At 62.5% G+C, this 24855-nt stretch carries 31 protein-coding genes; 28 read left to right on the top strand and 3 right to left on the bottom strand.

Features of this window, described 5'->3' with window-relative positions; translation table 11 throughout:
- Window positions 1-624: 624 nt before the first annotated feature.
- From AC1D11_RS06645 to tatC, 25 genes are all read left to right on the top strand, one after another.
- Window positions 625-1470: an ABC transporter ATP-binding protein gene (locus AC1D11_RS06645; protein WP_457279723.1), complete on the top strand. Its 846-nt coding sequence runs from the start codon at window positions 625-627 to the stop codon at window positions 1468-1470.
- On the top strand, window positions 1467-2261 hold the full coding sequence (gene mlaE / locus AC1D11_RS06640) for a lipid asymmetry maintenance ABC transporter permease subunit MlaE (RefSeq protein ID WP_457279722.1): 795 nt from the start codon (window positions 1467-1469) through the stop codon (window positions 2259-2261). The genes AC1D11_RS06645 and mlaE overlap by 4 nt, the downstream gene beginning before the upstream one ends.
- A 128-nt stretch (window positions 2262-2389) precedes the next feature.
- Window positions 2390-2896: an outer membrane lipid asymmetry maintenance protein MlaD gene (mlaD, locus tag AC1D11_RS06635; RefSeq protein ID WP_477649161.1), complete on the top strand. Its 507-nt coding sequence runs from the start codon at window positions 2390-2392 to the stop codon at window positions 2894-2896.
- Complete coding sequence (locus tag AC1D11_RS06630) at window positions 2893-3666, top strand: MlaA family lipoprotein (RefSeq protein ID WP_477649160.1); 774 nt, start codon at window positions 2893-2895, stop codon at window positions 3664-3666. Before mlaD ends, AC1D11_RS06630 begins: the two co-directional genes overlap by 4 nt.
- Before the next feature lie 192 nt (window positions 3667-3858).
- Window positions 3859-4500, top strand: a complete 642-nt coding sequence (locus tag AC1D11_RS06625; protein ID WP_477649159.1) for an MlaC/ttg2D family ABC transporter substrate-binding protein — start codon at window positions 3859-3861, stop codon at window positions 4498-4500.
- A 14-nt stretch (window positions 4501-4514) separates the two neighbouring features.
- The gene (locus AC1D11_RS06620) at window positions 4515-4784 is read left to right on the top strand and encodes an STAS domain-containing protein (protein WP_477649158.1); all 270 of its coding nucleotides are present in this window, start codon (window positions 4515-4517) and stop codon (window positions 4782-4784) included.
- An 86-nt stretch (window positions 4785-4870) separates the two neighbouring features.
- The gene (locus tag AC1D11_RS06615) at window positions 4871-5830 is read left to right on the top strand and encodes an ABC transporter ATP-binding protein (RefSeq protein ID WP_457279717.1); all 960 of its coding nucleotides are present in this window, start codon (window positions 4871-4873) and stop codon (window positions 5828-5830) included.
- Between the two features lie 109 nt (window positions 5831-5939).
- Entirely contained in the window at window positions 5940-6695 is a 756-nt protein-coding gene (locus AC1D11_RS06610; RefSeq protein ID WP_477649157.1) for an ABC transporter permease, read from the top strand.
- 3 nt (window positions 6696-6698) lie between these two features.
- On the top strand, window positions 6699-6944 hold the full coding sequence (locus AC1D11_RS06605; RefSeq protein WP_477649156.1) for a BolA family protein: 246 nt from the start codon (window positions 6699-6701) through the stop codon (window positions 6942-6944).
- A gap of 6 nt (window positions 6945-6950) precedes the next feature.
- Complete coding sequence (gene murA / locus AC1D11_RS06600) at window positions 6951-8225, top strand: UDP-N-acetylglucosamine 1-carboxyvinyltransferase (RefSeq protein ID WP_477649155.1); 1275 nt, start codon at window positions 6951-6953, stop codon at window positions 8223-8225.
- Complete coding sequence (gene hisG / locus AC1D11_RS06595; RefSeq protein WP_477649154.1) at window positions 8222-8875, top strand: ATP phosphoribosyltransferase; 654 nt, start codon at window positions 8222-8224, stop codon at window positions 8873-8875. The genes murA and hisG overlap by 4 nt, the downstream gene beginning before the upstream one ends.
- A 4-nt stretch (window positions 8876-8879) precedes the next feature.
- The gene (hisD, locus tag AC1D11_RS06590; RefSeq protein ID WP_477649153.1) at window positions 8880-10211 is read left to right on the top strand and encodes a histidinol dehydrogenase; all 1332 of its coding nucleotides are present in this window, start codon (window positions 8880-8882) and stop codon (window positions 10209-10211) included.
- The gene (locus AC1D11_RS06585; RefSeq protein WP_477649152.1) at window positions 10212-10652 is read left to right on the top strand and encodes a hypothetical protein; all 441 of its coding nucleotides are present in this window, start codon (window positions 10212-10214) and stop codon (window positions 10650-10652) included.
- Between the two features lie 45 nt (window positions 10653-10697).
- Window positions 10698-11801 (top strand): histidinol-phosphate transaminase, encoded by a 1104-nt coding sequence (hisC, locus tag AC1D11_RS06580; protein ID WP_477649151.1) that lies wholly within the window; start codon window positions 10698-10700, stop codon window positions 11799-11801.
- Window positions 11798-12406, top strand: a complete 609-nt coding sequence (hisB, locus tag AC1D11_RS06575) for an imidazoleglycerol-phosphate dehydratase HisB (protein WP_477649150.1) — start codon at window positions 11798-11800, stop codon at window positions 12404-12406. The genes hisC and hisB overlap by 4 nt, the downstream gene beginning before the upstream one ends.
- A 124-nt stretch (window positions 12407-12530) precedes the next feature.
- On the top strand, window positions 12531-13220 hold the full coding sequence (gene hisH, locus AC1D11_RS06570) for an imidazole glycerol phosphate synthase subunit HisH (protein WP_477649149.1): 690 nt from the start codon (window positions 12531-12533) through the stop codon (window positions 13218-13220).
- A gap of 94 nt (window positions 13221-13314) precedes the next feature.
- Window positions 13315-14055 carry a 1-(5-phosphoribosyl)-5-[(5-phosphoribosylamino)methylideneamino]imidazole-4-carboxamide isomerase gene (hisA, locus tag AC1D11_RS06565; RefSeq protein WP_477650971.1) on the top strand — a complete coding sequence of 247 codons (741 nt, stop codon included), beginning with the start codon at window positions 13315-13317 and terminating at the stop codon, window positions 14053-14055.
- 133 nt (window positions 14056-14188) lie between these two features.
- Window positions 14189-14992, top strand: coding sequence for an imidazole glycerol phosphate synthase subunit HisF (hisF, locus tag AC1D11_RS06560; RefSeq protein WP_477649147.1), 804 nt, complete (start codon window positions 14189-14191; stop codon window positions 14990-14992).
- A gap of 131 nt (window positions 14993-15123) precedes the next feature.
- The gene (hisI, locus tag AC1D11_RS06555) at window positions 15124-15540 is read left to right on the top strand and encodes a phosphoribosyl-AMP cyclohydrolase (protein WP_477649146.1); all 417 of its coding nucleotides are present in this window, start codon (window positions 15124-15126) and stop codon (window positions 15538-15540) included.
- Window positions 15527-15910 carry a phosphoribosyl-ATP diphosphatase gene (locus AC1D11_RS06550; RefSeq protein ID WP_477649145.1) on the top strand — a complete coding sequence of 128 codons (384 nt, stop codon included), beginning with the start codon at window positions 15527-15529 and terminating at the stop codon, window positions 15908-15910. Before hisI ends, AC1D11_RS06550 begins: the two co-directional genes overlap by 14 nt.
- Before the next feature lie 78 nt (window positions 15911-15988).
- Window positions 15989-16357, top strand: coding sequence for a DUF4870 family protein (locus tag AC1D11_RS06545; RefSeq protein WP_477649144.1), 369 nt, complete (start codon window positions 15989-15991; stop codon window positions 16355-16357).
- A gap of 24 nt (window positions 16358-16381) precedes the next feature.
- Complete coding sequence (locus AC1D11_RS06540; RefSeq protein WP_477649143.1) at window positions 16382-16741, top strand: histidine triad nucleotide-binding protein; 360 nt, start codon at window positions 16382-16384, stop codon at window positions 16739-16741.
- A gap of 175 nt (window positions 16742-16916) precedes the next feature.
- Complete coding sequence (tatA, locus tag AC1D11_RS06535; RefSeq protein ID WP_122955331.1) at window positions 16917-17156, top strand: Sec-independent protein translocase subunit TatA; 240 nt, start codon at window positions 16917-16919, stop codon at window positions 17154-17156.
- Between the two features lie 41 nt (window positions 17157-17197).
- The gene (tatB, locus tag AC1D11_RS06530) at window positions 17198-17665 is read left to right on the top strand and encodes a Sec-independent protein translocase protein TatB (protein ID WP_457279703.1); all 468 of its coding nucleotides are present in this window, start codon (window positions 17198-17200) and stop codon (window positions 17663-17665) included.
- Window positions 17666-17735: 70 nt separating this feature from the next.
- The gene (tatC, locus tag AC1D11_RS06525) at window positions 17736-18536 is read left to right on the top strand and encodes a twin-arginine translocase subunit TatC (RefSeq protein WP_477649142.1); all 801 of its coding nucleotides are present in this window, start codon (window positions 17736-17738) and stop codon (window positions 18534-18536) included.
- 130 nt (window positions 18537-18666) lie between these two features.
- On the opposite strand, the gene AC1D11_RS06520 is transcribed toward tatC, so the two are convergent.
- Window positions 18667-19824 (bottom strand): S1C family serine protease, encoded by a 1158-nt coding sequence (locus AC1D11_RS06520; RefSeq protein ID WP_477650970.1) that lies wholly within the window; start codon window positions 19822-19824, stop codon window positions 18667-18669.
- Window positions 19825-20067: 243 nt separating this feature from the next.
- On the opposite strand from AC1D11_RS06520, the gene AC1D11_RS06515 reads away from it, so the two are divergent.
- Together AC1D11_RS06515 and AC1D11_RS06510 are read left to right on the top strand one after the other, a co-directional pair.
- Window positions 20068-20673, top strand: coding sequence for a chalcone isomerase family protein (locus AC1D11_RS06515; RefSeq protein WP_477649140.1), 606 nt, complete (start codon window positions 20068-20070; stop codon window positions 20671-20673).
- Between the two features lie 34 nt (window positions 20674-20707).
- Window positions 20708-21469 carry a Nif3-like dinuclear metal center hexameric protein gene (locus tag AC1D11_RS06510; protein ID WP_477649139.1) on the top strand — a complete coding sequence of 254 codons (762 nt, stop codon included), beginning with the start codon at window positions 20708-20710 and terminating at the stop codon, window positions 21467-21469.
- Window positions 21470-21485: 16 nt separating this feature from the next.
- On the opposite strand, the gene AC1D11_RS06505 is transcribed toward AC1D11_RS06510, so the two are convergent.
- The gene (locus AC1D11_RS06505; protein WP_477651431.1) at window positions 21486-22835 is read right to left on the bottom strand and encodes a hypothetical protein; all 1350 of its coding nucleotides are present in this window, start codon (window positions 22833-22835) and stop codon (window positions 21486-21488) included.
- 211 nt (window positions 22836-23046) lie between these two features.
- On the opposite strand from AC1D11_RS06505, the gene pdxA reads away from it, so the two are divergent.
- Window positions 23047-24081, top strand: coding sequence for a 4-hydroxythreonine-4-phosphate dehydrogenase PdxA (pdxA, locus tag AC1D11_RS06500; protein WP_477649137.1), 1035 nt, complete (start codon window positions 23047-23049; stop codon window positions 24079-24081).
- A 282-nt stretch (window positions 24082-24363) separates the two neighbouring features.
- On the opposite strand, the gene mscL is transcribed toward pdxA, so the two are convergent.
- Complete coding sequence (mscL, locus tag AC1D11_RS06495; protein ID WP_457279696.1) at window positions 24364-24789, bottom strand: large conductance mechanosensitive channel protein MscL; 426 nt, start codon at window positions 24787-24789, stop codon at window positions 24364-24366.
- Between the last annotated feature and the right edge of the window lie 66 nt (window positions 24790-24855).

Genomic DNA, 24855 nt, shown 5'->3' with positions numbered 1-24855 from the left:
GTAAACCCCAAGCTCGCGCTTGGGGTGCGCGTAGGCCGCTAGGCCGCGCGAGCGGTGGACGAGTTCCTGATGGGCTTTAGCGACTTGCCGCGTTAATCGCCGCGCCCGGCCTTCGCAAATCGCCCCAAAGGGCGGTTAAGTAAACCCCAAGCTCGCGCTTGGGGTGCGCATAGGCCGCCAGGCCGCGCGAGCGGTGGACGAGTTCCTGATGGGCTTTAGCGACTTGCCGCGTTAATCGCCACGCCCGGCCTTCGCAAATCGCCAAAAAGGGGCGATCAAGAGGCCCAGGTTGGTGCCCGGGTCGCGTGAAATGGTGCCGGACGCCCGGAAATCACCCAATTGGCGTGACGGTCCGTTGCGCTTTGCGCACACCTGCCTGGTTGGCAAATAACACCGAAAAGCCCGGATGCTATCAAAAAAATAGCTGCTTGCGCCGGATAGTTGTGGCTTGCGGCCACTATCTGCCCGATAAGGCGGCCGTTTTTTTGGACCACCCTCGCTGCTTTAGGCCGCTCAGCCCAAGGTTTTTGGTTTCCGGTCAGGGGCTGTATAAGGGCAAACCCCGTATCATTCGGTATTACTTACCCAAGCCAACACACCTGCTGGCCTGTCTTTTCTCCTTCAATGCCCGATATTTCCGCTTCATCATTGGTTGAGTTCAAGGATGTGACGTTTTCGTATCCCGGCTCCGCCGGTGATCGCGTCATCCTGGACAAGGTCACGCTGTCCGTGCCTCGCGGCAAGGTTACCGCGCTGATGGGCGCTTCGGGAGGTGGCAAAACCACCGTCCTGCGCCTCATCGGCGGGCAGCAGAAGGCTGTCAGCGGCGCTGTGCTGTTCGACGGCAAGGACGTTGGCAAGCTGGCCCAGGCGGAACTCTACGCCGCGCGACGCCGCATGGGCATGCTGTTCCAGTTCGGTGCCTTGTTCACCGACCTGAGTGTTTTCGACAATGTGGCGTTTCCCTTGCGCGAGCACACCGAATTGGGTGAAGCCCTGATCCGCGATATCGTGCTGATGAAACTTAATGCGGTGGGCCTGCGCGGCGCGCGGGACCTGCTGCCCAGCGAAATTTCGGGCGGCATGGCCCGCCGGGTTGCGCTGGCGCGGGCCATTGTGCTGGACCCGGAACTCATCATGTACGACGAACCGTTCTCCGGGCTCGATCCGATCTCGCTCGGTACCGCCGCGCAGCTCATACGCCAGCTCAACGATACGCTGGGCATTACCAGCGTGGTGGTGTCGCATGATCTGGAAGAAACCTTCCGCATTGCCGACAAGGTCATCATCCTGGCCAATGGCGGCATTGCGGCGCAGGGCACACCTGATGAGGTGCGTCGCTCCACCGATCCGCTGGTGCACCAGTTCGTCAATGCCGAAAGCGAAGGCCCCGTGAAATTCCACTATCCGGGCCCCACTGTGGATGCCGATTTCGGCAACCCGGCGGCCAAATCAGGGAAGCGCGCATGAGCCGCTATAGCCCTGTCGCCCTGATTTCCGGCCTCGGTTTTTCCGTGCGCAGCCAGCTGGCCGAGCTGGGCTACGCCGCGCGGCTGATGTCCCGGCTGGTGGCCCTCACCGGCCCCGCCCTGGCCCGCTTTGGCCTGGTGCGCGACCAAATTTTCTTTTTGGGCAACTACTCGCTGGCCATCATTGCCGTGTCGGGCCTTTTTGTCGGTTTTGTGCTGGGCCTGCAGGGCTACTACACGCTGCAGCGTTATGGCTCGGCAGAAGCGCTGGGCTTGCTGGTGGCGCTCAGCCTCGTGCGTGAGCTGGGGCCGGTGGTCACTGCTTTGCTGTTTGCCGGCCGCGCCGGCACGGCGTTGACGGCCGAAATCGGCCTGATGAAAGCCGGCGAACAGCTCTCGGCCATGGAAATGATGGCGGTGGATCCGGTGCGGCGCATCCTGGCGCCCCGTTTCTGGGGCGGCATCATCGCCATGCCCCTGCTGGCTGCCGTGTTCAGCGCTGTGGGCATCATGGGTGGCTGGCTGGTGGGCGTGGTCATGATCGGTATTGATGCGGGCTCCTTCTGGAGCCAGATGCAGTCGGGAGTCGATGTCTGGCGCGACGTAGGCAACGGCATCATCAAGAGCTTTGTGTTTGGCGTCACGGTCACTTTTGTGGCCTTGCACCAGGGTTTCGAGGCCCAGCCGACGCCCGAGGGCGTGTCGCGCGCGACCACGCGGACCGTGGTGGTTGCATCACTGGCCGTGCTCGGGCTGGATTTCCTGCTGACCGCCTCGATGTTCAGCCTTTAAAACCGTCTTCATACATTTTTAATTCGCCCATGAGAAAATCCTGCTTCCCAGTGTTTGCCTTGGGTGAACCCGCAAGGACAAAACAGCCCGGAATGGCGAACGCCGGACCAGGCCACTGAAAGAAAACGATGCAACGTTCAAAAAATGATCTGTGGGTGGGCTTGTTCGTGTTCATTGGCGGCGCCGCCATCCTGTTTCTGGCGCTCAAGTCCGCGAATCTGCTCAGCCTGAATTTCGACACCTCCTACAAGGTGACGGCGAAATTCGACAACATTGGCGGCCTCAAGCCGCGAGCCGCGGTCAAGAGCGCTGGCGTGGTGGTGGGCAGGGTTGAAAATATCACTTTCGACGACAAGTCCTACCAGGCCAGCGTCAATCTGGCCATGGAAAGCCGTTACGTGTTCCCGAAAGACAGCTCGCTGAAGATTTTGACCAGCGGATTGCTGGGCGAGCAGTACATCGGCGTGGAGGCCGGTGGGGACGAGAAAAATCTTGCCGCAGGGGACGTGATCAAAAACACGCAGTCCGCCGTGGTGCTTGAGAATCTGATCAGCCAGTTTTTATACAGCAAGGCGGCAGACAGCAGTTCCGGATCAGGGTCTGCGCCGCCATCAGGGACGCCAGAAAAAAAATGACAGCAGAAATCACGATGAAAAAGCCGACCGGCTGGGCTGCGGCAGTGCTTGCACTGGCACTTCTCCAGGGGTGTGCTAGCGGTCCCAATGCCAATCCGACCGATCCGCTGGAGCCGTTTAACCGGACCATGTTCAATTTCAATGACGGTGTGGACCGCGCCGTCGTCAAACCCGTGGCAACCGTGTACCGGGATATCACGCCTGCGCCAGTACGCACCGGCGTTACCAATTTCTTCGGCAACATTTCCGATGTGTGGTCCACCGTCAACAACCTGCTCCAGGGTAAAGGCCAGGCTTCTGTCGAAAGTCTTTTCCGCGTCACGACCAATACCCTTTGGGGCGTGGGCGGCATTTTTGACGTTGCCAGCGATCTGAAGATTCCCAAACACACGGAAGATTTTGGCCAGACGCTCGGCGTTTGGGGTGTGGGCTCGGGCCCCTACCTCGTGCTGCCTTTGCTGGGCCCTTCTTCTGCGCGTGATTCTGTAGGTTCGCTGGTCGACTACCAGGGCGACCTGGTAAGCCGGATCGACAATGTCCGTGCCCGCAATTCCCTGACGACTTTGCGCCTGGTGAATGCCAGGGCCAACGTGCTCGGGGCCGGTGATGTCCTGGATCAGGCCGCACTCGATAAATACAGCTTCACCCGTGAAATCTACCTGCAGCGACGCCGCAGCCTGATAGGCAGGCCTTCTGCGGAAAAAGAAGAACGCTACGACCTCCCGGAAGCTGCTCCAGCGGCACCCGTGTCATCACCCGCCGCCAAATAGCGTCCTGCCGGGGCTGAGCGGGGTCAAAAGGCTGTTGATTGCAAACAATATTTACAAGACTGCCGTAAAACTTCATTCACAGCCCGGAAACCATCCCCCAGAATAACCATCGAACCATCGGTTGCAACAGAGACGTATCCATAGGGGTACAGCAATTTTCGCAACCGCATGCTTTGTCATAGAAGGAAAATCATGAAACGTAGAACACTTGGCCATTTATTTACCGCCGCCCTCAGCCTGGCTCTGATGGGGTCCGCACCGTTCGTTCGCGCAGCCGATGAGGCACCCGATGCCCTGATCAAGCGCGTATCAGCCGAGGTGCTGGACAACATCAAGACAGACAAGGCCGTAAAAGCCGGCGACCTTACCAAGGTGCTTGCGCTCGTCGACAGCAAGATCATGCCCAACGTGAACTTCACGCGCATGACGGCTTCGGCCGTGGGCCGCAACTGGCGCCAGGCCACGCCTGAGCAGCAAAAGAAGCTCCAGGAAGAGTTCAAGATCCTGCTGATCCGCACGTATTCGGGCGCGCTGGCGCAGGTGAGCGATCAAAGTGTGAATGTCAAGCCCTTGCGCGCAACGCCGGAAGATACGGAAGTCGTCGTGCGCACTGAAGTTCTGGGCCGGGGCGACCCCGTCCAGCTGGACTACCGCATGGAAAAAACCCCGACCGGCTGGAAGATCTATGACCTCAACGTGCTGGGCGTCTGGCTGGTGGAAACCTACCGTACCCAGTTCGCCCAGGAAATCAGCGCCAAGGGCGTTGATGGCCTGATCGCTTCCCTGGTTCAGCGCAATCAGTCCAATACCGGCGCAGGCGCCAAGAAATCCTGAGCGGCGACCGCGCCATGCTGACGCTCCCTTCCGCCCTGACCCATGCGGTGGCTGCCGGTTTTTCACGCGGCCTGAAGCAGGCCGTGCAGTCCCAGCCGGGCGGGGTGGTGGTGGACGCAAGCGCACTCACCGAGTTTGATTCTTCCGCTTTGGCCGTCCTGCTCGAATGCCGCCGTGAGGCGCTGGCTGCTGGCAAGGGGTTCACGGTAACCGGCTTGCCTGTACGCTTGCGCCAGCTGGCAGGCCTTTATGGCGTGGCGGAGCTGGTGCCTGCCACGGCCTGAGCCGTACCGCTGCAGCATCGGCCGACCGCAGGGCATTCAGGTGCCCGCCGGGATAAAACGGCGCCAGCCCTTAAAATGATGGGCTAATGCCAGCGATCTCATTTCAGTCCGTCTCCAAAACCTATTCCTCTGCGCGAAGCCAAACAGGCCCCATTGTCCGGGCGCTTGACGACGTCAGTTTTGACATCCGGCAGGGTGAGTTTTTTGGCCTGCTCGGTCCCAACGGCGCCGGCAAAACCTCTCTCATCAGCATACTCGCCGGCCTTTCGCGCGCCAGCAGCGGCCGGGTCCTGGTGCATGGCAGCGACGTACTCACCGACTATGCCAATGCAAGGCGAAAGCTCGGCGTCGTACCCCAGGAGCTGGTGTTCGACCCTTTTTTCTCCGTGCGCGAGGCACTGCGCATCCAGTCCGGCTATTTCGGAATCAAACGCAACGACGACTGGATCGACGAACTGCTGGTCAGCCTGGGGCTGGCCGACAAAGCCAATGCCAACATGCGCCAGCTCTCCGGCGGCATGAAGCGCCGCGTGCTGGTGGCGCAGGCGCTGGTGCACAAGCCGCAGGTCATCGTGCTGGACGAACCCACTGCAGGCGTTGACGTGGAGCTGCGCCAGACGCTGTGGCAGTTCATCGCCAAACTCAACAAGCAGGGCAGCACGGTGCTGCTCACCACGCACTACCTCGAAGAAGCCGAGGCTTTGTGCAGCCGCATCGCCATGCTCAAGCAGGGGCGGGTGGTGGCGCTGGCCCAGACTTCCGAGTTGCTCAAGGCAGCTTCGTCGAACGTGTTGCGTTTCAAGATCGACAGCGAATTGCCGGTACACCTGGCCGCGCAGGCCCGTATCACCGGTCGCATCGTGCAGTTTCCGGCGCACAACGCCAACGAGATCGAGCAATACCTCGCGGCGATCCGCGAAGCGGGGCTGGTCGCGGAAGACGTTGAAATCCGTAAGGCCGACCTGGAAGATGTGTTCCTGGACGTCATGAACAAAAAGCCGGCCGGAGAAGCCACCGAACTGAATTTAATGGGAGTGGCAACATGATCGCGTTCATCCGGAGGAAGGGCCGTGCGCCGCGCCGGGCCGCCCCAAGCAAGCACAGCCCCCTCGGGGGCAGCGTAGTACGCGAAGCGACAAGCGTGGGGGCTTTTGAATGACTGGCTGGCAAACACTGCTTTACAAAGAAACCTTGCGCTTCTGGAAAGTGGGTTTCCAGACGGTCGGAGCCCCGGTGTTGACCGCCGTGCTCTACATGCTGATCTTCGGTCATGTGCTGCAGGACCAGGTCAAGGTATACGACCAGGTCAGCTACACAGCCTTCCTGGTGCCGGGCCTCGTGATGATGAGCGTGCTGCAAAACGCATTTGCCAACAGCTCTTCCTCGCTGATCCAGAGCAAGATCATGGGCAGCCTGGTGTTTGTGCTGCTCACACCGCTGTCGCACTGGCACTGGTTTTTTGCGTACGTCGGCTCGTCCGTCGCGCGTGGCCTGCTGGTGGGCACCGGCGTGTTTGCCGTCACCGTATTTTTCGGCCAACCCGCCTTTGTGGCGCCGCTGTGGATTGTGCTGTTTGCGGTACTGGGCGCTGCCATGCTGGGCGCGCTGGGCGTCATCGCCGGCCTCTGGTCCGAGAAGTTCGACCAGATGGCGGCCTTCCAGAATTTCGTCATCATGCCCATGACCTTCCTGAGCGGCGTGTTTTATTCGATCCACTCGCTGCCGCCTTTCTGGCAAAAAGTCAGCCACCTGAACCCGTTTTTCTACATGATTGATGGTTTTCGCTATGGATTTTTCGGCGTCAGCGATGTGTCCCCTTGGCTGAGCCTGGGTATCGTCTCGGCAGCCTTGCTGACCGTCAGCGCTATCGCCGTCAATATGCTGCGCACCGGCTACAAAATAAGACACTAAAACATGACCAGCGAAGAACTCCAAGCCATCATTGCCGCAGGCCTTCCCTGTGAGCACATAGAACTGTCAGGCGACGGCCGCCACTGGTACGCGACAATCATCTCCAGTGCCTTTGAGGGCCTGCGTTTGATCCAGCGCCACCAGAAGGTGTACGCCACGCTGGGTGGCCGCATGCAGACCGACGAAGTGCATGCGCTGTCGATGAAGACCTATACGCCCGCGGAATGGGCCAACAACAATACGCAATAAAAGAACATGGACAAATTACTCATCAGGGGCGGCAAATCACTCGCCGGCACGGTCGAAATTTCCGGCGCCAAGAATGCCGCGCTCCCGGAGCTTTGTGCAGCCCTGCTGACAGCCGACACGGTGACGCTGCAGAACGTGCCGCGCCTGCAGGACGTGGCCACCATGCTCAAGCTGGTGCGTAACATGGGCGTGCAGGCCGAACGCAGCCAGGACGTGCCCAGCACCGTGGTCCTCAATGCCGGCGGCCTGAGCTCACCCGAGGCCCCTTATGAGCTCGTCAAAACCATGCGCGCTTCCGTGCTGGCCCTCGGCCCGCTGCTGGCGCGCTTTGGCGAGGCGACCGTGTCACTGCCCGGCGGTTGCGCCATTGGTTCGCGGCCGGTCGACCAGCACATCAAGGGCATGCAGGCCATGGGCGCTGAAATTGCCGTGGAGCACGGCTACATGATCGCCAAGCTGCCGGCTGGTCAGAAGCGGCTCAAGGGCACCAGCATCACCACCGATATGGTGACGGTGACTGGTACCGAAAACTTCCTGATGGCTGCCAGCCTGGCGGAGGGCGAAACCATCCTGGAAAACGCCGCACAGGAGCCCGAGATCGGCGACCTGGCCGAAATGCTCATCAAGATGGGCGCGAAGATTGAAGGCCACGGCACGCGCCGCATTCGTATCCAGGGCGTCGAGCGCCTGCATGGCTGCACCCACCAGGTGGTGGCCGACCGCATTGAAACCGGCACCTTCCTGTGCGCGGTGGCCGCTGCTGGCGGCGATGTTGTCTTGAAGCACGGCCGCGCCGACCACCTCGACGCGGTGATCGACAAGCTGCGCGAAGCCGGCGCAGTGGTGACGGCGGGCGAGGGTTTTATCCGCATCCAGGCCAGCGGCCGCATGAAGGCGCAATCCTTCCGCACGACCGAATACCCCGGCTTCCCGACTGACATGCAGGCCCAGTTCATGGCGCTGAACGCCATTGCACAGGGCGGCAGCACGGTGACCGAGACGATTTTTGAAAACCGTTTCATGCACGTCAACGAAATGGTGCGCCTGGGTGCCAAGATCCAGATTGACGGCAAGATTGCCGTCATGGAAGGCGTTGAAAAGCTGTCGGGTGCCACCGTGATGGCCACCGATCTGCGCGCCTCCGCCAGCCTGGTGATTGTCGGTCTGGTGGCCGAAGGTGAAACCATGGTGGACCGCATCTACCACCTGGACCGCGGCTATGACCAGATGGAAGCCAAGCTGCGCGGAATTGGTGCCGACATCGAAAGGGTAAAAGCATGATCACGCTTGCTTTATCCAAAGGCCGCATCTTCGACGACATCCTGCCGCTGCTTAAAAGCGCCGGCATCGAGGTGCTGGACGACCCGGAAAAGTCCCGCAAGCTGATCCTGGACACCAACCAGCCCGGCCTGCGCGTGGTGCTGGTGCGCGCCACCGACGTGCCCACCTATGTGCAGTACGGCGGTGCCGACCTCGGTGTGGTCGGCAAAGACACGCTGATCGAATCCGGCAGCCAGGGCCTGTACCAGCCGCTCGATTTGCAAATCGCCAAATGCCGCATCAGTGTGGCCGTGCGCGAGGGCTTTGACTACGCCGCCGCCGTGCGCCAGGGCTCGCGCCTGAAAGTGGCCACCAAGTACGTGGCGATTGCCCGGGACTTTTTCGCCACCAAGGGCGTGCACGTCGACCTGATCAAGCTCTACGGCAGCATGGAGCTGGCGCCGCTCACAGGCCTGGCCGACGCTATCGTCGACCTCGTCTCCACCGGCAGCACGCTCAAGGCCAACCACCTGGTCGAGGTCGAGCGCATCATGGACATCAGCTCGCACCTCGTCGTGAACCAGACTGCGCTCAAGCTCAAGCAAGAGCCCATCCGCAAGCTGATCGACGCTTTTTCTGCCGCCACCTCTGCACCTTCCCTTAAATCTTGATGCTATGAAATTAATAGCTGCTCCCGCTCGTCTGTCAACGGCTTCAGCTGATTTTGATGCTGAATTCAAGGCGCGCCTGCATTGGTCTGCCGACACCGATGCAGCCATTGAGCAGCGCGTGGCCGACATCCTGGCCGATGTGCAGCAGCGCGGCGATGCGGCGGTGCTGGAATACACGGCGCGCTTTGATGGGCTGGATGTGTCTTCCATGGGTCAGCTCGAACTCACCCAGGCCGAGCTGAAAGCCGCATTCGACGCCATTCCCGCAGCCCAGCGCGATGCGCTCGAAGCCGCCGCACGCCGTGTGCGCAGCTACCACGAGGCCCAGAAGAAGGCCAGCGGCGAAAGCTGGAGCTACCGCGACGAAGACGGCACCCTGCTGGGCCAGAAGGTCACGCCGCTAGACCGCGTCGGCATCTATGTGCCCGGCGGCAAGGCGGCCTACCCGTCGTCGGTGCTGATGAATGCAATCCCCGCCCACGTGGCCGGCGTTCGCGAGATCATCATGGTGGTTCCCACGCCCAAGGGCGAGAAAAACGCCCTGGTGCTGGCCGCCGCCTACGTGGCGGGTGTCACCCGCGCCTTCACCATTGGCGGCGCGCAGGCTGTGGCCGCGCTGGCCTACGGCACGCAGACCGTCCCCAAGGTCGACAAGATCACCGGCCCCGGCAACGCCTATGTGGCCAGCGCCAAAAAGCGCGTCTTCGGCACGGTGGGCATCGACATGATCGCCGGCCCGAGCGAAATCCTGGTGCTGGCTGACGGCAGCACGCCGGCCGACTGGGTGGCCATGGACCTGTTCAGCCAGGCCGAGCACGACGAACTCGCGCAAAGTATCTTGCTGTGCCCCGACGCCGCGTATATCGATGCCGTACAGGCCGCCATCGACCGCCTGCTGCCCGACATGCCCCGCGCCGAGATCATCGCCAAGTCCCTCACCGGCCGCGGCGCGCTGATCCACACCCGCAGCATGGAAGAAGCCTGCGAGATCAGCAACCGCATCGCACCCGAACACCTCGAAGTCTCCAGCCGCGACCCGCACAAGTGGGAGCCGCTGCTCAAACACGCCGGCGCCATCTTCCTCGGTGCCTACACCAGCGAATCGCTGGGCGACTACTGCGCCGGCCCCAACCACGTGCTGCCCACCAGCGGCACGGCACGATTCAGCTCACCGCTGGGCGTGTACGACTTCCAGAAGCGCTCCAGCCTGATCGAAGTCAGCGAAGCCGGTGCGCAAGTCCTCGGCAAGATCGCCGCTGAACTTGCTTATGGGGAAGGCTTGCAGGCGCATGCCCGCGCCGCCGAGATGCGGCTTTCCAAGCCCGTTAAGTCGTAAATGACAAGCATCGGATCGCTGAATTTTGTTGCGGCATGCATTGTCTTGGCAGGCTTGCAAGGCTGCGCGTCCGTGGTGCAACCCTCAGAGAAGCCACCCAACGCGATTGAGCTTTCAGGAGTGATCTCCGAAGTGTCTGCATCGCCCTACTATGGTTTGAGTTCGGTTCAGCAAAGTAGCGCGACGCTTGCTGGGGGCTCTGCTGGCGTCATGCTGGCCAACGCCATTGGTGCGCAGCAGGGCAATCGTGACGTCAGCTCCATCCTGGTGAAGGTTTCGAGCGCCTTATCGCTGACGCTTCCCGTGAGCGGTACTTTCCAGCCTGGGGAGTGTGTGAAGCTTTTTGTAGATCCCATGTTCCGCGAGCTGTTGAACCGCAAGGATGTGGCAAACATGAGCATGCCCACGGGCTCAGCTTTTGTGCAGAAAAGCAGTTGCTGACCGCCGACATTCACAATACCGCCAGACACAGTCAATTTACAGATCATGAAACAGGCAGACACCGCAGTGGCTCCAAAGCTCAAAAAACTGATACGTCAGGACGTGCAGTCCATGCACGCCTATGCGATTCAGGAATCGGCCGGCATGGTCAAGCTCGATGCCATGGAGAACCCGTACCGCCTGCCGGCATCGCTGCAGGCCCATCTGGGCCAGCGCCTGGGTGCGCTGGCATTGAACCGCTATCCGGATGGCCGCGTGAATGATCTGCGCAAGGCCCTGGCCGACTATGCGCAGATGCCCGAGGGCTTCGACATCATGCTGGGCAATGGCTCGGACGAGCTGATCTCGCTGCTGGCCATGGCCTGCGATGTGGAAGGGGGCTCCATATTGGCGCCGCTGCCGGGCTTTGTGATGTACGCCATGAGCGCGCAGCTGCAAGGCCTCAAATTCATCGGCGTGCCGCTGACGGCCGACTTTGAGCTCGACGAAGCCGCCATGCTGGCCGCCATTGCCGAGCACCAGCCGTCCATCGTCTACCTGGCCTACCCGAACAACCCGACGGCCAACCTGTGGGACGACGCGGTGATTGAAAAGATCATCGAAGCCATGGGTGAACAAGGTGGCCTGGTCGTGATGGACGAGGCCTACCAGCCGTTTTCCAGCAAAAGCTACATCGACCGCATCGCCAGGCACGGCCATGTGTTGCTGATGCGCACCCTGAGCAAGTTCGGCCTCGCCGGCGTGCGCATCGGCTACATGATGGGCCCGAAAGCGCTGATTGCCGAGATCGACAAGGTGCGTCCGCCCTACAACATCAGTGTGCTCAACTACGAATGCGCATTGTTCGCGCTGGAGCATCAGGGTGAATTCGCCGCCCAGGCCGCGGAGCTGGTGGCCCAACGTGCTGTGTTGCTGGAAGCCTTGGCCGGCATGGAGGCCAAAGGCGTCAAAGCCTGGAAAAGCGACGCCAACATGATCCTGGTGCGGGTGCCCGATGCGGCCAAAACCTTCGAAGGCATGAGGTCGCGCAAGGTGCTGGTCAAAAACGTTTCTAAAATGCATCCATTGCTGGCCAATTGTTTGCGCCTGACGGTCGGCACCGCGGACGAGAACGTGCAAATGCTGGCGGCGCTTGAAAAATCCCTATGACCACCCCTACCCACGCTCCCCGCATTGCCGAGGTTTCACGCAACACCGCCGAGACCCAGATCACCGTCAGGGTCAACCTCGACGGCACCGGCCAGGCCAAGTTGTCCACGGGCATAGGCTTTTTCGACCACATGCTGGACCAGATCGCCCGCCACGGGTTGATCGACCTCGACATCCAGGCCAAGGGCGATTTGCACATCGACGGCCACCACACGGTGGAAGACGTGGGCATTACGCTGGGCCAGGCCGTGGCCAAGGCTGTGGGTGACAAAAAAGGCCTGCGCCGCTACGGCCACGCCTATGTGCCGCTCGACGAGGCGCTGTCGCGTGTGGTGGTCGATTTTTCGGGCCGCCCTGGCCTTGAGATGCATGTTCCTTTCAAGAGCGGCATGATCGGCACTTTCGACAGCCAGCTCGCCTACGAATTCTTCCAGGGCTTTGTGAACCACGCCTTTGTGACCTTGCACATCGACAACCTCAAGGGTGAAAACGCCCACCACCAGGCTGAAACCGTGTTCAAGGCATTTGCCCGCGCGCTGCGCATGGCGCTGGAGATCGACCCGCGCGCTGCAGGCGTGATTCCATCGACCAAGGGTTCGCTGTAACCCCTCCGCACTCAACGCCGGGAACACGTCCAATCCTTGTTTTCATGCTTGTTTTTGCCTCCAGACCAATGGTGGCGGGCGCAAGCAGCTATTAAATTCGTAGCAAACTACCTTTCGACTTTCAATGGCAAAACCCAAAACAGTCGCCGTGGTCGACTACGGCATGGGCAACCTGCATTCCGTGTCACAGGCTGTTCGCCATGTGGCGGGCGGCAGCGGCTTTGACGTGCTGGTCACCTCCCGGGCCGAAGACGTCATGGCGGCCGAACGCATCGTGCTGCCCGGCCAGGGCGCCATTGCCGACTGCATGCGCGAGCTGGCCGAATCCGGCATGCTGGATTCGGTGCTGCACGCGGCCGCCAACAAGCCGCTGTTCGGCGTTTGTGTCGGCATGCAGATGCTGCTGAGCCACAGCGACGAAGGCCAGCCTGGCGACGGCGGTGTGGGTACCACCGGCCTCGGATTAATCCCTGGGGAGGTCACCAAATTCGAGCTGGCCGGCAAAATCCAGCCCGACGGCAGCCGTTACAAGGTGCCGCAGATGGGCTGGAACCAGGTTTACCAAAATGGTGCGGGCACGGCCAGGGCCCACCCGGTCTGGGCTGGCGTGCCCGACGGCGCGTACTTTTATTTTGTACACAGCTTTTATGCCCGGCCGTCGGATGCACACCACATCGCGGGAGAGGCCGACTACGGCGCGCGCTTTACGGCGGCGATTGCACGCGATAATATTTTTGCCACCCAGTTCCATCCCGAAAAGAGCGCCGACCACGGGCTGGCCCTGTACCGCAATTTCCTGCACTGGAATCCCTGAATGCCTTGGGTCAGACCCGGTACCGGGGTGTCCGGCTTTTTGTTACCCTGAGCGTCCGTTTTGTCCTTTACCGTTTTACCGTCTTTAACCGCACATGCTACTTATCCCCGCGATTGACCTGAAAGACGGTCACTGCGTCCGCCTCAAACAGGGCGACATGGATCAATCCACCATCTTCAGCGAAGACCCGGCCGCCATGGCGCGCAGCTGGGTCGACAAGGGCGCGCGGCGCCTGCACCTGGTGGACCTGAACGGCGCCTTTGCAGGCAAGCCCAAGAACGAGGCCGCCATCAAGCAGATCCTGGCCGAAGTCGGCAGCGAAATCGACGTGCAGCTGGGCGGCGGCATCCGCGACCTGGACACCATCGAGCGCTACCTCGACGCCGGCCTGCGCTACGTCATCATCGGCACGGCTGCCGTGAAGAACCCCGGCTTCCTGCAAGACGCCTGCACCGCATTCGGCGGCCACATCATCGTCGGCCTCGACGCCAAGGACGGCAAAGTAGCCACCGACGGCTGGAGCAAGATGACCGGCCACGAGGTCGTAGACCTCGGCAAGAAATTCCAGGACTACGGCGTCGAATCCATCATCTACACCGACATCGGCCGCGACGGCATGCTGACCGGCATCAACATCGACGCCACCGTCAAGCTCGCTCAGGCGCTGACGATTCCCGTGATCGCCTCCGGCGGCCTCTCGAACATGGCCGACATCGAAAAGCTCTGCGAAGTCGAGGAAGAGGGCGTGGAAGGCGTGATCTGCGGGCGCTCGATCTACAGCGGTGATCTCGATTTTGAGAAAGCTCAGGCGAGAGCCGACGAACTAAACGGATGACCACCGCTGCAATAAATAGCGGCGCTGCGCCCCAAGCAAGCAGGGGCCGCGGAACCGGCTCTGCCGGGCCGCAGGCGCAGCGGCCCCCTCGGGGGGCAGGAAGCCACACGCAGTGGGCGACCGTGGGGGCCACATGCTAGCTAAAAGAATCATCCCCTGCTTGGACGTGACCGGCGGCCGCGTCGTGAAGGGTGTCAACTTCACCCAGCTGCGCGACGCAGGCGACCCGGTGGAGATCGCCGCGCGTTACAACGAGCAGGGCGCCGATGAGCTCACTTTCCTCGACATCACCGCCACCAGCGATGGCCGCGACCTGATCCTGCCCATCATTGAGGCGGTGGCTTCGCAGGTGTTTATTCCACTCACCGTGGGTGGTGGTGTGCGCACCGTCGAAGACGTGCGCCGCCTGCTCAACTCCGGCGCCGACAAGACCAGCTTCAATTCGGCCGCCATCGCCAACCCGCAGGTGATCGCCGACGCTTCCGCCAAATACGGCTCGCAATGCATCGTGGTGGCGATCGACGCCAAACGTCGTGGCGTGGAGGACGAAAAGCGCCTCACACCCACCGGCGAACCGGTCGGCCCGGGCTGGGACGTCTACAGCCACGGCGGGCGCAAGAACACCGGCCTGGATGCCGTGGCCTGGGCCACCGAGATGGCGCGCCGCGGTGCCGGCGAGATTTTGCTGACCAGCATGGACCGCGACGGCACCAAGTCGGGTTTTGACCTGGCGCTGACCCGCGCGGTGAGTGACGCCATCAGCGTGCCCGTGATCGCCTCGGGCGGCGTTGGCAATCTGGAGCACCTGGCCGACGGCATACAAAACGGCGGCGCAGATGCGGTGCTGGCTGCCAGCATCTTTCATTACGGCGAATACACGGTGCAGCAGGCCAAGCAACATATGGCTTCACGTGGAATCCCAGTCAGGATGACGTAACCCCCGTAGGTTTCGCGCACTGCGTGTCGCTACGCCTTCCCCCTTGCTGGGGCGATATCTGCGGTCCGGCAAAGCCGGTCCCGCGATATCCTTGCTTTATCGGGTCCTAGTAAATCCCCGACAATAGCCTTATGAACTGGTTAGATGAAGTCAGCTGGGACGACAAGGGCCTGATCCCTGTCATTGCGCAGGAAGCCTCCAGTGGCGATGTGCTCATGTTCGCCTGGATGAACCGCGAGGCGCTGCAAAAAACCGCCGAGCTCGGCCAGGCGGTGTATTTCAGCCGCTCGCGCGGGCGACTGTGGCACAAGGGTGAAGAGTCCGGCAACCAGCAAACAGTGCATGAGATCCGCCTGGACTGCGACAACGATGTGGTCCTGCTCAAGGTGACGCAACTCGGCCACACGCCGGGCATCGCGTGCCACACGGGCCGCCACAGCTGCTTTTTCAGTGTGTATAAAGACGGCCGGTGGGTGGTGACCGAGCCGGTCCTGAAAGACCCGACAACCATGTACAAACAGACTCCCGGCAAACATGACCACGAATGACTCCCTCCAGCGCCTGGCGCAGATCATCGAAAGCCGCAAGGCTGCCAACGGCGGCGACCCGGACACCAGCTATGTGGCACGCCTGCTGCACAAAGGCCCCGACGCTTTTCTGAAAAAAATCGGCGAAGAAGCCACGGAAACCGTGATGGCGGCCAAGGACATCGACCGCGGCGGGCCCACGGCGGAGCTCAAGGGCAAGCTGGTCGGCGAAGTGGCCGACCTGTGGTTTCACAGCCTGATCGCGCTGGCACACTACGGCCTTAGCCCGCTGGACGTGATCGCCGAGCTGGAGCGCCGCGAAGGCACCAGCGGCATCGAGGAAAAAGCCCTGCGCAAGGCCCAGCGCCGTGATGCGGCCGAAAAGCCCTGAGAGGGGCGTTTCCTGGCCCCTCATCACCCAGACTGATTTTTCTTCTCCCTGATATCGCTTTGACTGGAACCTGAACGCATGGAAACCGACCTGGCCGAATTCGAAGGCAAGAATCCCAACGACCGCAACATCATGCATGTGCTCTACGGTCTGCACACGCTGGCGTGGTTCAGCGGCGGCGTGTTTGCGGTGATCGCGGTCATCATCAACTACATCCGCCGAGCCGACGAAACCGATGCGCTCTATATCGACCACCACAGCTACATGATCCGTACCTTCTGGTGGACGCTGGCGTGGCTGGTGCTGCTGTCACCGCTTTGGCTGCTGTCGGGGCTGTTGTTGCTTCTTTTTCCGCCCGGACTTTTGGCTCACGGCATCGTGTGGCTCTGGTACCTGTACCGTTGCGTGCGCGGCTGGATGCGTTTTAACAGCCACCGTCCCACGTAAACCCTTTCAGCCACACCCCAAGCCATGAACCATTCCGACAACTGCATTTTCTGCAAGATCGCCGCGGGCGCCATTCCCAGCCGCAAGGTGTACGAAGACGACGAACTGTTTGCCTTCCATGACATCAACCCCTGGGCGCCCGTGCATTTTTTGATCATCCCCAAGGACCACATTCCGTCCATGGCGCAGGTGGGGCCGGAACACGCCGCATTGCTGGGCCGCATGATGGTGCTGGCCCCCAAGCTGGCGATGGAGCAGGGCTGTAACCCTTATCCGGAGGGCGGCTACCGCATCGTGACGAATACCGGCGCCGAGGGTGGGCAGGAAGTGCATCACCTGCACTTTCACGTGATCGGCGGCCCACGTCCATGGCTGAAAGGTTAAGAGGGTTACAAGCCAAAGGGAACCCCGGCGCTCGCAATCACACTAAACCGGTAGGCCAATGTGTGTAATTGGTTTTCCGGCAGGCCGGGCCTTTAGAATCAACGCAACTGCGTGCAAACCGCCTCAAACCGGCAATATTGCATTTACACCTGTATTTACAGATTAGGAGCAAATCATGGGTTCATTTTCCATTTGGCACTGGCTGATCGTGCTGTTGATCGTGGTGATGGTTTTTGGCACCAAAAAGCTCAAAAACATGGGCAGCGACCTCGGTGGCGCCGTCAAGGGTTTTAAAGACGGCATGAAGGACGGCAGCCAGACGCCCGCCGACGTGCCTGTGCCGCCCGCCAGCGTCACCAACGCCCAGGCCGCTGACAAAACGACAATCGACGTTGAAGCCAAGCAGAAGTCTTGAGCGCGATCATCTGACGCAACCTTCCAGCGACACCTTCTGCAGTGATTGATCTAGGCATCTCCAAAATGGCGCTCATCGGCGCCGTGGCGCTGATCGTTATCGGTCCGGAAAAGCTGCCGCGCGTGGCGCGCACCGTGGGCACGCTGCTGGGCAAGGCGCAGCGCTATGTGGCCGACGTCAAAAACGAGGTCAACCGCTCCATGGAGCTGGACGAGCTCAAGAAGATGAAGGAAACCGTCGAGGGCGCCGCCCGCGACGTCGAGAACTCCATCCAGACCAACGCCAGCGATTTTGAAAAGTCCTGGGCCGAAGCCACGGGCGAGTCGTCCTCCGGCGCCCTGCCGGGCATGGAAATCTTTCCCGAGTACCGGCACCCGAAAAAGAAGTGGCGGCTCAAGCAGGGCGCGACACCCCAGTGGTACAAGGCCCGTTCGGGCGTGCGCACCAAGGCCCAGTCCGGCGCGGCCCGGGTGGCGCGCTTCCGTCCGCAGCCGGGCCGCATGCCTTGAGCTGCTTTCCTGCTGATTCCTTCCTGTTTGCGTGCCTCCCCGCGCAGCCCCACCAGCGCAAATTCCTCCCATGAGCGATCCCCACACCGACAAGCCCGACGAACTCGCGGGTACCGAGCAGCCTTTTGTGCAGCACCTCGTGGAGCTGCGCGACCGGATGATCAAGGCGGTGATTGCCATCGGCATTGCGGCCGCCGTGCTGGCGGTATACCCCGGTGCCAGCGCCCTCTATGACCTGATGGCCGCCCCGCTGGTGGCCACGCTCCCCAAGGGCGCCACGCTGATCGCCATCAGCGTGATCACGCCGTTCGTGGTGCCCATCAAGATACTCTTCATGGCCGCCTTCATGATCGCGCTGCCGGTGGTGCTGTACCAGGTGTGGGCCTTCGTCGCACCGGGCCTGTATTCGCATGAGAAAAAACTGGTCATGCCGCTGGTGGTTTCCAGCACCCTGCTGTTTTTCATCGGCGTGGCTTTTTGTTATTACTTCGTGTTCGGCCAGGTATTTGCCTTCATCCAGAGCTTTGCGCCCAAATCCATCACGGCGACGCCGGACATCGAGGAATACCTGAGCTTCGTGCTGGGCATGTTCCTGGCGTTCGGGCTGGCCTTTGAAGTGCCGATTGCGGTGATCCTGCTGGTGCGCATGGGCATCCTCACCGTGGCCCAGCTGCGCCAGTACCGTGGCTATTTCTGGGTGATTGCCGCCATCGGCACCGCCCTGGTCACGCCGCCCGACGCCGGCTCCATGATCATGCTGCTGATGGTGGTGGGTGGGCTGTATGAGGTCGGCATCCTGGCGGCCCTGTTGTTCGTCAAGCACACCAAGGCGCCAGAGACCGACAGCGACACCGAAGTGGCCAAACCCTGATTTCCCGCCGGGGTTGTTCAAAAAACCTGAATAAAAATGGGCTGCAGCCCAATATGGACGGGCGCAAGCAGCTATTAATTCAATAGCGCCTTCGCACTGATGGCTGCGGGCTCCCCGCCGCCCTGGCTAGTCAGCGCTGCTGAACCTTGGGCCGCTGGCGCTTGCCGGGCGTCACGGGGATCTCGGTCTGCTTGTCCTTGCGCAATACCGTCAGAGGCGCCGGCGTGCCGGGCTTGAGGGCCGCCACAGCGGTCAACAACTGGCTCACGTTGCGCACACCCTTGCCGTTCACGGCGGTGATCACGTCGCCGGGCAGAAGGCCGGCCTGCGCGGCCGGGCCGTTTTGCAGAACGCCCGTGATGATGACACCGCCTTCTTTGGCCGCAGCCGCCGGAAGGCCGAATGTTTCAGCCAGTTCGGGGTTGAGGTCCTGCGGCTCCACGCCGATCCAGCCCCGCGTGACCTGGCCGTCCTTTACGATTCCGTCGAGCACCAGCTTGGCGGTCGACACCGGGATGGCAAAACCAATGCCCATGGAGCCGCCCGAGCGTGAATAAATCGCGGTGTTGATGCCCATCAGGTTGCCGTTCACGTCGACCAGCGCACCGCCCGAGTTGCCGGGGTTGATGGCGGCGTCGGTCTGGATGAAATTTTCAAAGGTGTTGATGCCCAGCTGGTTGCGCCCCAGTGCGCTCACGATGCCGCCGGTGACCGTCTGGCCCACGCCGAACGGGTTGCCGATGGCCAGCACGGCGTCGCCCACCTGCAGGGCGTCGGAGTTGCCCAGCACGATGACGGGCAGCTTGTCCAGGTCGATCTTGAGGATGGCCAGGTCGGTGTCGGGGTCGGTGCCTATGACCTGTGCTTTTGCCTTGCGCGTGTCATTGAGGATGACTTCGATCTCGTCGGCGCCTTCCACCACGTGGTTGTTGGTCAGGATGTAGCCGCTGGCGCTGATGATGACGCCGCTGCCCAGTCCGCCCTGCGGTTCATTGGGGCTCTGGTCACCGAAGAAAAACTTGAACCACGGGTCTTCGGCATGCGGGTTTTTGGCAGCGGCCTTGCTGGTGTTGATGCTGACCACCGCTGCCGAGGCAACTTTGGCCGCCGACGCGAAGCCGCTTCCGGCGCCGCCGCTGCGCGGCGCGCTGCCGGCCGGGGCCTCGATGACGGACACGCCCGGCATGTTGCCGCGGTCCAGCCACTGCGGCTTGAGCGTGGCCACCACGAAGTAGGCCGCCAGCAGGACGGTGACGGTTTGGGAAAAAAGAAGCCAGGTGCGTTTCATGAGGCGTGAGGGTCGGCGTGCCGGTACGAAGGTGCGGAAGACAAAAGGGGGCGGGAATCCGGGGCGGCACAGGGCCGGAAGGGGCGCGGCGCCAACTGATGGAGTTTATCGCTTCGGGTTCCCGCTCGCTGTAAGGAAGCACGCCGGCTGGCTCCGGTACCATGTTCCTGGCTGCCGCAAGGCCGCAGCCGCGGGCAGCCTGAACCGCTGCCCGCGGTCAACAACCATAACGGAGGTGACAACATGCATCAGTGTTCAAGGCGGACCTGGCTCGCGCGTGGCGCGGCCGCATTGACAGCGGGTTCGGCGGGACTGGCATTGCCGGTTCTGGCCGCACCCACGGCGACGAAATTTCCAGCCAGTGTGGTGGCGCAGGGCACCACACTGCAGCTCAACGGCGCCGGCACCCGCTTCAAGGCCATTTTCAAGGTCTATGACATGGCCCTGTACACGAGCCGCAAGGTCTCGTCGGCCGACGAGGCGATGAAGCTCGGCACGCCCATCCGCCTGGCTTTTGTGGCGCTGCGTGAAGTCTCCGGCACCGACCTGGGCCGGCTCTTCCTGCGAGGCATGGCCGAGAACTCAAGCCGCGACGCTGTCAGCCGCCACTCGGTGTCGAGCAACCGTCTGATCGATATCTTCTCGGGCCGCAGCAAGCTGATGCCCGGCGATTCGTTCGCGATGGAGTTCATGCCGGGCAAGGGCACCAGCTTTTTCATCGCCGAGCAGCCACAGGGCGCAGCCGTCGGTGATGCGGAGTTCTTTCGCATGGTGCTGGGCATCTGGCTGGGGTCCGTTCCGGCGGACTTCATGCTCAAGGACGCTTTGCTGGGCCTCGAGAAAAGCTGAGCGTCCTCAGGCAGCGCCCTGAGACAATGGGGCCATGAGCACCACACGACAGGACTTGCTGCAGGCCTTTGACACGCTCTTGCAGCCCGCGCGCTTCAAGGACTACGGCCCCAACGGCCTGCAGGTCGAAGGCAAACCGTCGGTCGGCAAGATCGTTTCCGGCGTTACCGCCAGCCTGGCGCTGATTGAAGCGGCGATTGCGGCGCAGGCCGACGCTGTCTTTGTGCACCACGGCCTGTTCTGGCGCGGCCAGGACGGCCGCGTCACGGGCTGGATGAAGCAGCGCCTGGCGTTGTTGCTGGCGCACGACATCAACCTCTATGCCTACCACCTGCCGCTGGACGCGCACCCCGAGCTCGGCAACAACGCCCAGCTGGGCTTGCAACTGGGCCTCACGGCGACGGGGCGCTTCGGCGAACAGGACCTGGGTTTTATCGGTGGGCGTGTCGATGGAGGGCAGTTTTCAGATGCCGGCGCACTGGCAACACATGTGGAAAAAGTACTTAATCGGGCTGTAACCAAAGCAGGACCAGCGCAAGCAGCTATCAAAAACATAGCGTGGTGCACGGGCGGCGCGCAGGGGTATTTTGAGGCGGCGATTGCCGCAGGCGCCGACGCCTTCATCACCGGCGAGATTTCCGAGCCCCAGGCGCACTACGCGAGAGAGATGGGCGTGGCCTTTATTGCCTGCGGGCACCACGCCTCCGAGCGCTACGGCGCGCCGGCCGTGGCGGCGCAGGTTGCCACGCAACTGGGCCTGGTCCACCAGTTCATCGACATCGACAACCCGGCCTGAGGCGCTTCTTGCGGCGTCAAGCCGGCTTGTGGCGCTGCCGCCCGGCGCGGCCGGTGTTGGGGCTGGCGTTAGGGCCGGCGGGTTTGGTCCGCAGCGGTGTTTGCGGCGCGGCGTTTCGCAGCGCATGCCAGCTGGAGCCCAGCTCGGCATGCTCCACCGGCACGGCGGTGCGGGTTTCCGGGTCCAGCAGCGCGGCGCGGGAGCGCATGGCGCGGGCAGCCTGCGCCACAGACTGCGCTTCGTGCAGCAGCTGGGCGACGTCCTTGCCGGCGACCGACAGATGAACGATGCCGACGGCAATGTCCGGCTTGATCCGGGCACGCCCCCCGCCCAGGGCTGTCACGTCCATCGGCCGGCGCAGGTCGGAGGCTACGCGCAGGCCCAGTGTGCGTATCCAGCGCGGCGAATGCATGGTTTCCAGCAGCACCACAAAGCAGCGGTCGTAGTAACGGCCGGCCGGGTTGACGGCGCCGGTGTGGCGCTGAATGCGGCGCGCCATCTGGATGTAGATTTCGTTCAGGCCAGCCTGGCCGATCTGGGGCAGCAGGCCTTCGGGCTCGAACAGCAGCACGGCCATCAGCGCGCCGTCGCGCCGCGTGCGCAGACGCCGGCGCTGCGCCCGGATGATTTTCTGCACCATCGCCACGCCGTCATAGAGCTGGGTGATCGGGTCGTGCCCCGACGCTTCGCCGTGCTTCAACTGCCGGGTCTGCCGGTTGCGCAGCCACAGCATGGCGGCCGTGATGACCACACTGAGCAAGGCTGCCATGGCCACGCCGGCCTGCAGCGGCAGTGAAAACCGGGTGGGGCTCAGCGCCAGGCCGTACAGGCCGATCTGCGCGGGCAGCGTCAGCAGGCAGCCCAGCGCCAGGCCCCAGGCCATCCGGTCACCGAGTTGCGTGGCGCGAACCGACAGCCACAGCACCACGGAAAGATTGACGACGGCGAGCGTTGCCGAGGCGGGCAGGGCCCACTGCGGCTCCAGCAGCAGGCAGAGAGGCCCGCCGGCGATGCAGACCAGCGTGATGGTTAGCAGGCTGACCTTCATCAGGTGGTCGCGCTGGTGGGCCGACAGCCATTTGCTGGCGCCGAAGCTGCCCATCGAGGCGCAAGTCGGCCCGACAAGGAGCTGCGCAATGCCCAGCGACTCCTTGCCGTCCGGCCAGAGCTCCATGGGCAGGCCGCACAGCAGCATCACCACCAGCCAGCAAAGCGCGAGGTAAGCCAGGGTCTGCCAGGCAGCGCGGGTGCGGCTGTACAGGGCATCGGCCAGGGCCAGCAGCAGCACCAGGCCAAGTGCGCCGGCCGCAGCACTCCACAGCATCATTTCACCGTCGGACATCAGGACGGGCATGGCAGCATTCATGGCAGGCTGATGTCCTGTGCGCTGGCGAGCTGCCGCTGCGATGTGGTTTGCGCCAAAATACCCCCAGCATGCATCTGACCGACCCCCCTGAATTCATTGATCCGGCGCCGCGCTGTGCAGCCGGTGTGTTGACCTGTTTCTTTGTGATTATGGGCTGTCCTGTAACCAAATGCACCCCGCGGCCGCAATTCACCGCGGCGGCGCCCGGCTTGTGAACAAGCCGCTGCTCATCACCATGGGTGACGCCGCCGGCATCGGCCCGGAGATCATCGCCAGGGCTTTTCGCGATGCGCCCGTTGAAATGGCGGGTTGCGCCGTGGTGGGCGATGTCGCCACGATGCGCCGCGCTGCCGCGCTGACAGCGTCCCCGCTGGCGTTGCCGGTAGCCCGGCTGGACGCCCTGGCCGATGCGGCGGGGGTGCCGCCCCATTGCATCGGGGTGTTGCAAAAATGCGAGTTGGAGGCCGTGCCTTACGGCCAGGTCAATGCGCAGGCGGGCCAGGCTGCGGCCGACTGCATCGTCTGGGCTGCCCGCAGCGTACTGGCCGGTGAGGCGTGCGCCATGGTGACGGCGCCCATCCACAAGGAGGCACTGGCGGCGGCCGGCGGCTGGGCGGCGGCCTTTCCGGGCCACACCGAAATGCTCCAGGCTGAAGCTGCCGCTTTTCTGGGTAAATCGGCGGCGGACGTGCCGGTGCGCATGATGCTGGCCAACGACGAACTCAAGACCGTGTTGGTAAGCATTCACATGTCACTGCGCAGCGCCATTGAGGCCGTCACCTATGACAACGTGTTGCAGACCTTGCGCATCACCCATCGCGCGGTGGCTGCCAGCCTGGGCCGGGCACCGCGCATTGCGGTGGCAGGGCTGAATCCGCACGCCGGTGAAGGCGGACTGTTCGGCAGCGAAGAGCAGGCCATCATCGCGCCGGCCATCGCTGCCGCTCGCGCAGAAGGGCTGGATGTGAGCGGTCCCTTCGCACCCGACACGGTATTCATGCGCGCGCGCCATGCCGCCGGCAAGCCCGGCGAGTTTGACGTGGTGGTGGCGATGTACCACGACCAGGGGCTGATCCCGGTCAAATACCTGGGCGTGGAGCAGGGCGTGAATGTGACGCTGGGGCTGCCGCTGGTGCGCACCAGCCCCGACCACGGTACGGCGTTTGACATCGCCGGCACGGGGCGCGCGGACGCATCCAGCTTGCTGGCGGCTGTTCGCATGGCGCGCCAGCTTGTTGTCGGCTAAAAATCAAGCGAAATCGGGCTCTGGCCCAATAGCAGTCTGCGCTAGCAGCTATTGAATCAATAGCAAGCACCGTCTCTTCGCAAGCGGGGGCCGCGGTCTGGCTTTGCCAGCCGCAAGGCGCCGTCCCCTGTAGGGGAGAGGCCCGCTACACGAAGTGAGCGGGCAACAGGGGGGTAGATATCTTTCAAGCGGGGGCCGCGGTCTGGCTTTGCCAGCCGCAAGGCGCCGTCCCCTGCAGGGGAGAGGCCCGCTACACGAAGTGAGCGGACCACAGGGGGGTGCTTACTTCTTGAGGCTGTCGCGGATTTCGCGCAGCAGCACGATGTCTTCAGGCGGCGCGGCGGGCGGTGGTGCGGCTTCGTGGTGGCGTTTGAGCCGGTTAATCTGCTTGACCATCAGGAAAATGATGAAGGCCAGGATGACGAAGTTGACGCTCACCGTCAGGAAGTGGCCGTAGGCAAAGACCGGGACGCCTGCCTTTTTCAGGGCTTCAAGCGACATGTCGGTGCCCGGCGGCACAGTGCCCAGCAATACGTACATGCTGGAAAAGTCCAGCTTGCCGAAGACCAGGCCCACCAGCGGCATGATCAGGTCGCTCACCACGGCGTCGACGATCTTGCCGAAAGCGGCGCCGATGATCACGCCTACGGCCAGATCGATCACATTGCCCTTGACGGCAAATTCCTTGAATTCCTGCATCATTCCCATGAGTCTCTCCTGTTATTGGCAGCGGTTGTCCGCCATGCCGGCGTACCGCGAAAAAAATGATTATGA

The organism is Polaromonas sp. P1_E11 (assembly GCF_056405995.1).
The sequence above is the reverse complement of the archived record's forward strand: the minus strand, read 5'-3'. Positions and strand labels throughout refer to the sequence as shown.

Excerpts from the sequence above, each read along its gene's own strand:
- AC1D11_RS06645 (WP_457279723.1), top strand. The coding sequence starts at position 625 with ATGCCCGATATTTCCGCTTCATCATTGGTTGAGTTCAAGGATGTGACG.
- mlaE (WP_457279722.1), top strand. The coding sequence starts at position 1,467 with ATGAGCCGCTATAGCCCTGTCGCCCTGATTTCCGGCCTCGGTTTTTCC.
- mlaD (WP_477649161.1), top strand. The coding sequence starts at position 2,390 with ATGCAACGTTCAAAAAATGATCTGTGGGTGGGCTTGTTCGTGTTCATT.
- AC1D11_RS06630 (WP_477649160.1), top strand. The coding sequence starts at position 2,893 with ATGACAGCAGAAATCACGATGAAAAAGCCGACCGGCTGGGCTGCGGCA.
- AC1D11_RS06625 (WP_477649159.1), top strand. The coding sequence starts at position 3,859 with ATGAAACGTAGAACACTTGGCCATTTATTTACCGCCGCCCTCAGCCTG.
- AC1D11_RS06620 (WP_477649158.1), top strand. The coding sequence starts at position 4,515 with ATGCTGACGCTCCCTTCCGCCCTGACCCATGCGGTGGCTGCCGGTTTT.
- AC1D11_RS06615 (WP_457279717.1), top strand. The coding sequence starts at position 4,871 with ATGCCAGCGATCTCATTTCAGTCCGTCTCCAAAACCTATTCCTCTGCG.
- AC1D11_RS06610 (WP_477649157.1), top strand. The coding sequence starts at position 5,940 with ATGACTGGCTGGCAAACACTGCTTTACAAAGAAACCTTGCGCTTCTGG.
- AC1D11_RS06605 (WP_477649156.1), top strand. The coding sequence starts at position 6,699 with ATGACCAGCGAAGAACTCCAAGCCATCATTGCCGCAGGCCTTCCCTGT.
- murA (WP_477649155.1), top strand. The coding sequence starts at position 6,951 with ATGGACAAATTACTCATCAGGGGCGGCAAATCACTCGCCGGCACGGTC.
- hisG (WP_477649154.1), top strand. The coding sequence starts at position 8,222 with ATGATCACGCTTGCTTTATCCAAAGGCCGCATCTTCGACGACATCCTG.
- hisD (WP_477649153.1), top strand. The coding sequence starts at position 8,880 with ATGAAATTAATAGCTGCTCCCGCTCGTCTGTCAACGGCTTCAGCTGAT.
- AC1D11_RS06585 (WP_477649152.1), top strand. The coding sequence starts at position 10,212 with ATGACAAGCATCGGATCGCTGAATTTTGTTGCGGCATGCATTGTCTTG.
- hisC (WP_477649151.1), top strand. The coding sequence starts at position 10,698 with ATGAAACAGGCAGACACCGCAGTGGCTCCAAAGCTCAAAAAACTGATA.
- hisB (WP_477649150.1), top strand. The coding sequence starts at position 11,798 with ATGACCACCCCTACCCACGCTCCCCGCATTGCCGAGGTTTCACGCAAC.
- hisH (WP_477649149.1), top strand. The coding sequence starts at position 12,531 with ATGGCAAAACCCAAAACAGTCGCCGTGGTCGACTACGGCATGGGCAAC.
- hisA (WP_477650971.1), top strand. The coding sequence starts at position 13,315 with ATGCTACTTATCCCCGCGATTGACCTGAAAGACGGTCACTGCGTCCGC.
- hisF (WP_477649147.1), top strand. The coding sequence starts at position 14,189 with ATGCTAGCTAAAAGAATCATCCCCTGCTTGGACGTGACCGGCGGCCGC.
- hisI (WP_477649146.1), top strand. The coding sequence starts at position 15,124 with ATGAACTGGTTAGATGAAGTCAGCTGGGACGACAAGGGCCTGATCCCT.
- AC1D11_RS06550 (WP_477649145.1), top strand. The coding sequence starts at position 15,527 with ATGACCACGAATGACTCCCTCCAGCGCCTGGCGCAGATCATCGAAAGC.
- AC1D11_RS06545 (WP_477649144.1), top strand. The coding sequence starts at position 15,989 with ATGGAAACCGACCTGGCCGAATTCGAAGGCAAGAATCCCAACGACCGC.
- AC1D11_RS06540 (WP_477649143.1), top strand. The coding sequence starts at position 16,382 with ATGAACCATTCCGACAACTGCATTTTCTGCAAGATCGCCGCGGGCGCC.
- tatA (WP_122955331.1), top strand. The coding sequence starts at position 16,917 with ATGGGTTCATTTTCCATTTGGCACTGGCTGATCGTGCTGTTGATCGTG.
- tatC (WP_477649142.1), top strand. The coding sequence starts at position 17,736 with ATGAGCGATCCCCACACCGACAAGCCCGACGAACTCGCGGGTACCGAG.
- AC1D11_RS06520 (WP_477650970.1), bottom strand. The coding sequence starts at position 19,824 with ATGAAACGCACCTGGCTTCTTTTTTCCCAAACCGTCACCGTCCTGCTG.
- AC1D11_RS06515 (WP_477649140.1), top strand. The coding sequence starts at position 20,068 with ATGCATCAGTGTTCAAGGCGGACCTGGCTCGCGCGTGGCGCGGCCGCA.
- AC1D11_RS06510 (WP_477649139.1), top strand. The coding sequence starts at position 20,708 with ATGAGCACCACACGACAGGACTTGCTGCAGGCCTTTGACACGCTCTTG.
- AC1D11_RS06505 (WP_477651431.1), bottom strand. The coding sequence starts at position 22,835 with ATGAATGCTGCCATGCCCGTCCTGATGTCCGACGGTGAAATGATGCTG.
- mscL (WP_457279696.1), bottom strand. The coding sequence starts at position 24,789 with ATGGGAATGATGCAGGAATTCAAGGAATTTGCCGTCAAGGGCAATGTG.